At 41.5% G+C, this 8,447-nt stretch carries 7 protein-coding genes; 4 read left to right on the plus strand and 3 right to left on the minus strand.

The annotated features are described in order from the left end of the window. Nucleotides 1-228: 228 nt before the first annotated feature. Nucleotides 229-1,257: an NADP-dependent oxidoreductase gene (locus H5058_RS17735; RefSeq protein ID WP_182679312.1), complete on the plus strand. Its 1,029-nt coding sequence runs from the start codon at nucleotides 229-231 to the stop codon at nucleotides 1,255-1,257. A gap of 49 nt (nucleotides 1,258-1,306) precedes the next feature. Further along, the gene (locus H5058_RS17740) at nucleotides 1,307-1,924 is read left to right on the plus strand and encodes a glutathione S-transferase family protein (protein WP_011329762.1); all 618 of its coding nucleotides are present in this window, start codon (nucleotides 1,307-1,309) and stop codon (nucleotides 1,922-1,924) included. Between the two features lie 97 nt (nucleotides 1,925-2,021). On the opposite strand, the gene H5058_RS17745 is transcribed toward H5058_RS17740, so the two are convergent. Both H5058_RS17745 and H5058_RS17750 read right to left on the minus strand, forming a co-directional pair. Continuing rightward, nucleotides 2,022-2,330 (minus strand): YkgJ family cysteine cluster protein, encoded by a 309-nt coding sequence (locus H5058_RS17745; RefSeq protein WP_176359701.1) that lies wholly within the window; start codon nucleotides 2,328-2,330, stop codon nucleotides 2,022-2,024. Between the two features lie 116 nt (nucleotides 2,331-2,446). Then, entirely contained in the window at nucleotides 2,447-4,393 is a 1,947-nt protein-coding gene (locus H5058_RS17750; protein WP_182679314.1) for an ATP-dependent DNA helicase RecQ, read from the minus strand. Nucleotides 4,394-4,644: 251 nt separating this feature from the next. On the opposite strand from H5058_RS17750, the gene H5058_RS17755 reads away from it, so the two are divergent. Then, a complete protein-coding gene (locus H5058_RS17755) occupies nucleotides 4,645-5,949 on the plus strand; it encodes an NAD(P)/FAD-dependent oxidoreductase (RefSeq protein ID WP_086998216.1) in 1,305 nt (434 codons plus the stop codon). 427 nt (nucleotides 5,950-6,376) lie between these two features. Beyond that, nucleotides 6,377-7,876 (plus strand): DUF2235 domain-containing protein, encoded by a 1,500-nt coding sequence (locus tag H5058_RS17760; RefSeq protein ID WP_182679317.1) that lies wholly within the window; start codon nucleotides 6,377-6,379, stop codon nucleotides 7,874-7,876. Nucleotides 7,877-8,041: 165 nt separating this feature from the next. Here H5058_RS17760 and arfA read toward each other — a convergent pair whose 3' ends face one another. After that, nucleotides 8,042-8,242: a ribosome alternative rescue factor ArfA gene (gene arfA, locus H5058_RS17765; protein ID WP_058374703.1), complete on the minus strand. Its 201-nt coding sequence runs from the start codon at nucleotides 8,240-8,242 to the stop codon at nucleotides 8,042-8,044. Between the last annotated feature and the right edge of the window lie 205 nt (nucleotides 8,243-8,447).

Genomic DNA, 8,447 nt, shown 5'->3' on the forward strand with positions numbered 1-8,447 from the left:
CCAGAGGTTTTCAGTGAAAACAAGGCGAATTTACGCGTCAATAGCTGGCCTATTGCAAGTAAATTCAACGCAGTTAGCGCTGAAAATAGCTGCTTGAGATAAGTTTATTATCCGGAGCTCAGGTTTCTTACTACTTATCTGCGCATTATTGTTTAGTTTCAACTTTGCTTTAAACACAAACTAAAACATTCAGATCAAAGTAGTTCACTCATCTATTGGAGATTTTATATGTCAGTAACCAGTCGACAACTCACGTTAGCATCACGCCCACACGGTGCTCCTACCGATGAAAACTTTGCATTAAAAACACTAGAGCTGCCGCCATTAAAAAATGGTGAAGTATTACTGCGTACCATTTACTTATCCCTTGACCCTTACATGCGTGGCCGCATGAGCGACGCTAAATCGTATGCCGACCCAGTAAATGTTGGCGACGTGATGGTTGGGGCAACTGTATGCCAAGTTCAAGAGTCTAAAAACGACTCCTTTAGCGAAGGCGAATGGGTATTGGCTTACACTGGTTGGCAAGACTACGCTATTAGCAACGGCGAAGGGTTAATGCAATTAGGCAAAGAGCCTGCTAATCCTTCGTATGCACTAGGTATTATGGGAATGCCGGGCTTTACCGCTTATATGGGATTACTTGATATTGGTGCACCTAAAGCAGGTGAAACCGTGGTCGTTGCTGCAGCAACAGGCCCTGTGGGCGCTACCGTTGGCCAAATTGCAAAAATTAAAGGCTGTAGAGTCGTCGGCGTTGCCGGTGGCAGTGAAAAATGTAAGCACGCAGTAGAAGTATTAGGTTTTGATGCCTGTATTGATCACAAAGCAGATAATTTTGCACAGCAACTTGAACAAGCCTGTGATAATGGTATTGATGTTTATTATGAAAATGTGGGCGGCAAGGTATTCGACGCCGTATTACCCCTTCTCAATACATCAGCACGCGTACCTGTGTGTGGTTTAGTGTCGCAGTATAACGCAACCAGCTTACCAGAAGGCCCTGATCGTTTGGGTATGCTAATGGGGCAAATACTCTCTAAGCGTATTAAAATGCAAGGCTTTATTATTTTTGACGATTATGGCCATCGTTATGATGAGTTTGCAACCGCTATGCAGCAATGGCTACAAGATGGAAAAATTCAATACCGCGAACATATGGTAGAAGGCATGGAAAATACCATTACTGCCTTTAACGATATGATCAGCGGGAAAAACTTCGGTAAAACCGTAGTTAAAATTAACAGCCCACTTTAAATTTAATGCGTTGTTATCTGTACAAAATGGCAACGCAACAAGGATTACTATGATCAAGCTACATCATTTAAATAAATCACGCTCAAAACGTATTATCTGGTTACTAGAAGAATTAGCCGTAGATTATGAAATAGTTGCTTACCAACGTAATAAAGACACTTTTTTAGCCCCAGATGAACTTAAACATATTCATCAGCTTGGTAAGTCGCCGGTGATAGAAGATGATGGGATTATTGTTGCCGAGTCGGGCGCAATTACCGATTACCTCATTACTAAATACGGTAACGGAAAGTTTGCACCTAAAGCAGGCACTAGCGATTATGTTGATTATCAGCAATGGCTACACTTTGCCGAAAGCTCAGCTATTTTACCGCTGCTGCTTAAAATGTTTGTATTAAAAGATGGCGCTAAAACCCAGTTTTTAGAAGGTTACGCCGACGCCGAAACAGCTAAAGTAATAAGCTACTTTAACGATCGCCTAGCAGGCAAACGTTACTTAGTAGGCGACACCCTAACCGGCGCCGATTTTATGATGTCGTTTATTGTCGAAATTGTTAAAAACTCAGGTCAACTAGCGCACTTTAAAAACCTAGTTAAGTACGATGAGCAATTACAAAGCCATGAAAAATTTCATACCGCACAAGAGCTTGAAGCTAAATACGATTAATAATCGGCTGCTATTAGTTTTATAGTTATACCAATTACATTAAATTAGTACACATTTAAAAAGGGCCTTGGGCCCTTTTTACGTTTGCTGTAATAATTTAAATTCCTCCTAGCTCGCGCTCGGTAATACACTCATCTGACGCCATTTCAAATTCGCGACACACTAACGGGCGGTTTTCGTAAATAGAACACATGAGTGTGTTGCGATCGAGGGCTTGGCACCAGCCATCATCGGCACGTTTCATTACTTCGCTGCCCCATTTATCGTATTCAATATAATGAAATGGCACGCCGGTATCTGTCACTATGCGTACTTCTAATTGGCAGCAACAGGCTTGGCAATTAGCACACGTAACAGGCTCTGGGGTGGTGGTGAGGTTTTTAACCGGAATAACAATTTGAGGCATAGTGGCTTAATAAAATAAAGTAAGCCACTAGGATACACCAACTAAGCTCAAATCGGCAGAGTAAATCTATCTCTAGGGGCTATTTTAAAGGCTAACTAGGTTAAATTTAGCTAATATTATGCTAGCTGACGCGCCAGTAATTTCGCTTTAATATCACTGTAGCGCATCGCTTCACACAGCGCAAAACCACTCAATTGGCGCACTTTATTGCGTGCAAATAAAGGCACGCTCATGCCCGCTAAAAAGCGACATTGGGTTTCTACACCTACGTTATTAATGCCTTTACTGGCTAGATGCTGTAAAAACTCATCTACTTTTTGATAAATTACACTCTCATCAACAACATCTGCTTGCACTGAATATTCAAGCTTAACACTGTGGCCTCTGCATACTGAGCAATGGCCGCATTGCTGGGGCGCATTTTGATCGTCAAAATAACGGGCAAGGTTGTAGCTTAAACAGCTTTGCAACTCAAAAAAGCGTACCAATGCAGCTATACGTTTTATTTCAGCTTGTTCTTTATCGGTAAAATAATCTTGCAGTTGCTGCGCAAGTTCAGGGTTGTTTATCACATCACTATGCACTTTATACACTTGGGTAATACGTTTGGTTTCTAGGGTAATAAGCTGTTTTTCGGCTAAGTAGTCAAGCGCCGCAACCACTCGTTTTCGATCGACTTGCGCGGCTTGTGTCAGGCTATCAAAATTAAGCGTACCCCATATCTTTTTAAAATCGGTGTGGCTAAATATTTGCGTTAAAAATGCTTGGCGCTGCTCATCAAACTGGCCTAGCAACTCGTTTTTATCAACCAAAAACTTATATTTAAAATCGGCGTAGTAAGCGTATTGCGGCGTAATTGCACCTTGCATTTCTAGCTGTACTAACAAAGTTTTAAGCGCAAGTTGCCTAATATTACTGTCGCTTGAAAGGCTATATTCTTGCATTTCCCATTGCTGCTGCGAGCTGTGGTGCTGGCGAATATCGTTAATTACATGCTCAATACCGCTTAGCTCTGGGGTGTCGCCATACACAAAGTTCTCTACAGTATTTAACCCATCAAGGTTGGCTAAGGTAAAACACTGTGACGGGTTACCATCGCGCCCTGCTCGGCCTATTTCTTGGCTGTAGTTTTCAATCGATTTAGGTAAGTCGTAATGAATAACAAAGCGAATATCGGCTTTATCTACGCCCATTCCAAAAGCAATCGTAGCCACTACTACATTAATTCTACCACCCATAAAGTCATCTTGAATTTGCCATCTAAGTGTATCTTCAAGCCCAGCATGATACGCCACAGCTTGCAGCCCTTGATTGCTAAGCATATTAGCCACTTGTTCGGCACTTTGCTGCAAAGTAACATACACAATACCTGGGCCATTTTGTGCGCTAATAATGTTAGCAAGCTCGGTATTTTTATCCGCCGTTTTTACACTCAGCACACTTAAGTCTAAATTAGCGCGGTAAAAACCGGTTTGTACAATGCATTCTGGGGCAATGGCAAAGCGCTCGGCCATATCGCGCTTTACTTTTTTAGTCGCGGTGGCGGTTAATAATAATACCAGCGGAATATTAAGCTCTTCACGGTAGCGTGGTAGTTTTAAGTAGTCGGGTCTAAAGTTGTGTCCCCACTCAGAAATACAGTGCGCTTCGTCAACAACCAACATAGACACTGCTATTTGGTTAATAAACTCTCTAAAACGCTCATTTTTAAAGCGCTCAACCGACACCATTAAGACTTTAATTTTACCGCTGCGAACATCGTTCATTACGGTACTGCTTTGCATTTGATCTTGGCTCGAATCAAGGCTGGCAGCATAAATACCTTTGCTGTTTAAAAAGCTAATTTGATCTTTCATCAATGCCAATAAGGGCGATACCACTAAGGTTAAATGCGGTAAATGCAACGCGGTTAATTGATAACACAAAGACTTACCCGAGCCGGTTGGGAATATTGCCAACGACGATTGCCCATTTAACAACTGCTCTATGGTTTGCTGCTGCCCGCCTCTAAACTGATTAAAGCCAAAGTGTTGCTCAAGTGATTGAATTAGTGGCGCGCTCATAAATGTCCTTTAGATAACTAAACAATAGTCATGCTTATAAAAATGCGGTGTAGATGAAATATTTGCAACTCAGTATACAACAAATAACATTATTTATTGCTGACATCAGTTTTATTTAGGCGCAAACTAGGCAGCCATAGAATGAGTAATAACTACTTGTTGCCAAAATAATTTATTGATACCCAAGTCACCTTAAAAAACCAATAAAAAATACAGATCACTTGGGTATATTATTTTTTAAGGGCAGCGTTATGAATATTACCACACCTAAAATCGTCGTTATTGGCGGTGGGGCTGGCGGATTAGAGCTTGCAACCCAACTAGGACATAAACTAGGAAAGAAAAAACACGCAGACATACTACTCATAGATAAAAACCGCACCCACATATGGAAGCCGTTACTGCACGAAGTAGCGACCGGCTCTATTGACCCAGATTTAGACGGCGTAGTGTACAGCGCTCATGCCGCTAAACATCATTATCGCTTTCAGCTTGGTACATTTTGTAATATTGACCAAAGCAATAAAACCATTACCCTCGCACCACTTTATGACGAATTAGGCCACACTATTTTACCCGAGCGCAACGTGCGCTACGACCACCTTGTTATTGCCATAGGCAGCGTAAGTAACGACTTTAATACTCCTGGGATAAAAGAGCATTGCTACTTTTTAGATTCGAATCTGCAAGCAGAGCGCTTTCAGCATTCGTTACTCGACAGCTTTACCCGCCTGCACCAAGACGACAATCAACAACAATCATTAAACATTGCCATTGTGGGCGGCGGCGCAACCGGTGTAGAACTCTCGGCTGAGTTGTATCATGTTTCTGAGTTATTAAAGCTATACGGCTTAACTAATATGTCGTCCAAACGTTTACATATTCATTTAATTGAAGCCGGGCCACGCATTTTACCCGCACTTCCCGAGCGCATTGCCGTTAGTGCCAAGCGCGAGCTGCTAAAATTAGGGGTTAATGTACGCGAACAAACGCAAGTAAAAGAGGCCACCGAGCACGGCTTCATTACCAAAGACGATGAGCACATTAATGCCGATATTATGCTTTGGGCTGCAGGAGTAAAAGCTCCTGATTTTATTAAAGACCTAGGTATTTTTGAGCTCACTCGCAGCAATCAAATTCAAGTTAACCAATTTTTACAAAGCACGGTTGATGACAGCATTTTTGTATTGGGCGATTGCTGCGCCTTTACCCAAGCTGACGGCAAACAAGTGCCACCGCGGGCGCAATCGGCGCATCAAATGGCGCAATGTGTTGAAAAAAATCTTATAGCCACATTAAAACAGCAACCATTGAGTGGCTTTAAGTACAGCGATCACGGCTCTTTAGTTAATCTGTCTCGCTACAGTACAGTTGGTAATTTAATGGGTAATCTCACCAGTAATAGCTTTTTTATTGAAGGTAAAATTGCCCGCTTTATGTATATTTCGCTCTATCGCATGCATCAACGCGCCATTCACGGCAGTGCAAAAACCTTTGCCTTGTGGATCAGCGAAAAAATACTGCGCGTGGTACGCCCTAAAATGAAGTTACATTAGGGCCTGTTGATCTTTCAAGGTTAAATTTGCAGCAGTGTGTTTGGTATTTAGGCAAGGCAGAGCCTATGTGGTGTGGTTATTCCCCATAAATAGGCGATAACGTAGAATCAATGCCAAACATGCGCTGCCCGAAGGGTTCTGCCTAGGGGCGATTAACTCTTTGTTGCTCGGTTTTTACTTAGCCCACTAGGTTAAAAATCTCGCGCCGTGATTAAATCGCCCCTAGTTTGAACAAATTTTAATCCGCAAAGGTCAACAGACCCTAAAGTTTTGCAGAGTTTAAACACCACAGCGGTGAATTTATTACCGCTGTCATTAATATTTAACACTTTTACGTTATATATCCAAACCATCTCAAAATGCAAAGTTCAGCATTTCAAAGGCTTGCTTTGGGTATAAAGTAAAAAAGCTTAGGAGGTAATATGCAATGACGGCTAAAACACTCATTTTTAACTTTGATGGCACCGGTGCTGAGCCTAGAGACGCCGAGCAGTTTAGTGCTGATCATTTTAAAGAAGACAGCAGTATTTCTAATATTCTTAAACTACACTTACTCGCTGGCGGACAACTTAATAACTCTCCTAATACTAAATTAACCAATCAACTTAGTTTTTATTATCAAGGTATTGGTACTAAAGGCAGCCGCTTAAAACGTTTTTTAAATCAAACACTCGCACCACGTAACGACGATGTAGCTAGCATTTTAAAACAAGCCCTAAGTGATTTTAAAAGCCATTATAAGCTAGGCGACATTGTCTTATTAACTGGTTTTAGCCGAGGCGCTGCACTCGCTAGGCGCTTAGCAAAATTATTAGAACCATTAATAAGTGAGCAAGTATACCTGTGTGTATTTGACACTATTGCCTCTATTGGTTTATCAAAAATAACCAAAGCGACCCGTGGCGCAGAGCATGTAATTTTTGAAAACCACACCATAGCAAGTAATGTTACTCAAGCCTTACATTTTGTAGCCCTGGATGAAAAGCGTCGCGCGTTTGAACCCACACTAATGAACCAACAAAGCAACATTACCGAATTGTGGTTTGCCGGTGCGCATTCTGATATTGGTGGCGGTTACTATCGCGATGGTTTAGCCGATATTTGCTTGCGCTATGCAATAGAGTGGTTAATCTCGCAGCCGTTAAATATCACCTTTTTAACTAGTCACGATATTGACTATATAGCCTTACTACCTAACAATAAAGTAATCGCGCAAGACGATATAACAATTACACCCGACCCGTTGGCATTAAGCCATCAGCAAAATTATTTTTGGTTTAACCCATTTTTTAAACTAGTAGATAGAGAATGCTATGTACTGATAGATAACGAACCAAGTCCCCTTGAGCCATTAGTGCACCACAGCGTGGCCGAACGCATTAACAAACTCACCAGTTACCGCCCAGAGTCACTTAAAAACCTGCCTTATAAAATAATCTATAACGATAATACCCAACTTAGTTTTACCGGGTTAAGTGCACATATTATGCTTGCTAACCAAAATATGAGCGTACTGGCAGTAAAGCAAAGCCAAGATGTGGTGGTATTTGCCAGCGAAGCCTACAACGCCACTGGTTTAATGCTAGAGCAAGGCGCAACGTATCGCTTTACCCCTTACCCTGATCAGTATTGGTTTGACGACGGTATAAAATGTACTGCGCTTGGCTGGCACCGCGATGACGTGCAACTTGGCGTAAAAGAAATCTCTATGGCATTGCTCGAGCCATTTAGACGACTGCCAAATGCACAGTGGTTTTCGTTAATTGGCGCTATTAATAAAAGTGACAAGAACTTATTTGCAATAGCCGACGGCGCAGATGTTAAAATAGTGCAATCAGGCGAATTTACTCCATTTGCCAACGACTTAAGCCGATTTTATGGCGCTAACGCCGGTAAAATTAAAGTAAAAGTAACGAGGTTAAAATAAAACAGCGCTCAGGCATTAAGTTTCAGGTAGAGACTAGGCTAGCTGAAGGTGAAAGTTTACATAGCACTATTAGCAACAAGTGCGAGGCGAAAGTAATAAGTTAAGCTAGTACCTAATCTCTAATAACTAAAAGCATTAGCAAAAGCCCTATTTGATCACAGCTATTTAAGCGGCGATTAAATAGGACTCTTGTCCTGAATGCTTGTTGCTGCGCTTAAAAGAGCCTTTACCTTTTTTAGCTTTAACCACTTGTGGTTTAAACACTTTAGAGGTAACCAGTGCAGCCAACGCATTGTGCCTTATAACACCGCGGCCAGTATCTACGGCGCTGTTAGTGGCCGTTTTTGTTTTCGATTTTTTAGTCATCATTTTTCCTATAAACCAACTAATTATAAAATAGATTGTATGTTACTTAACCTGAACTCTGGTTAAGAGATTTACTAACGTACTAAATCATAGTTATATTTAAATTTATTTTCTCTAGCCAGAGATTTTCAGTGAAAACAAGGCGAATTTACGCGTCAATAGCTGGCCTATTGCAAGTAAATTCAACGCAGTTAGCGCTGAAAGT

Origin of the sequence: Pseudoalteromonas sp. SR45-4, from assembly GCF_014163535.1 — a bacterium.
Classification (GTDB): Bacteria; Pseudomonadota; Gammaproteobacteria; order Enterobacterales; family Alteromonadaceae; genus Pseudoalteromonas; species Pseudoalteromonas nigrifaciens.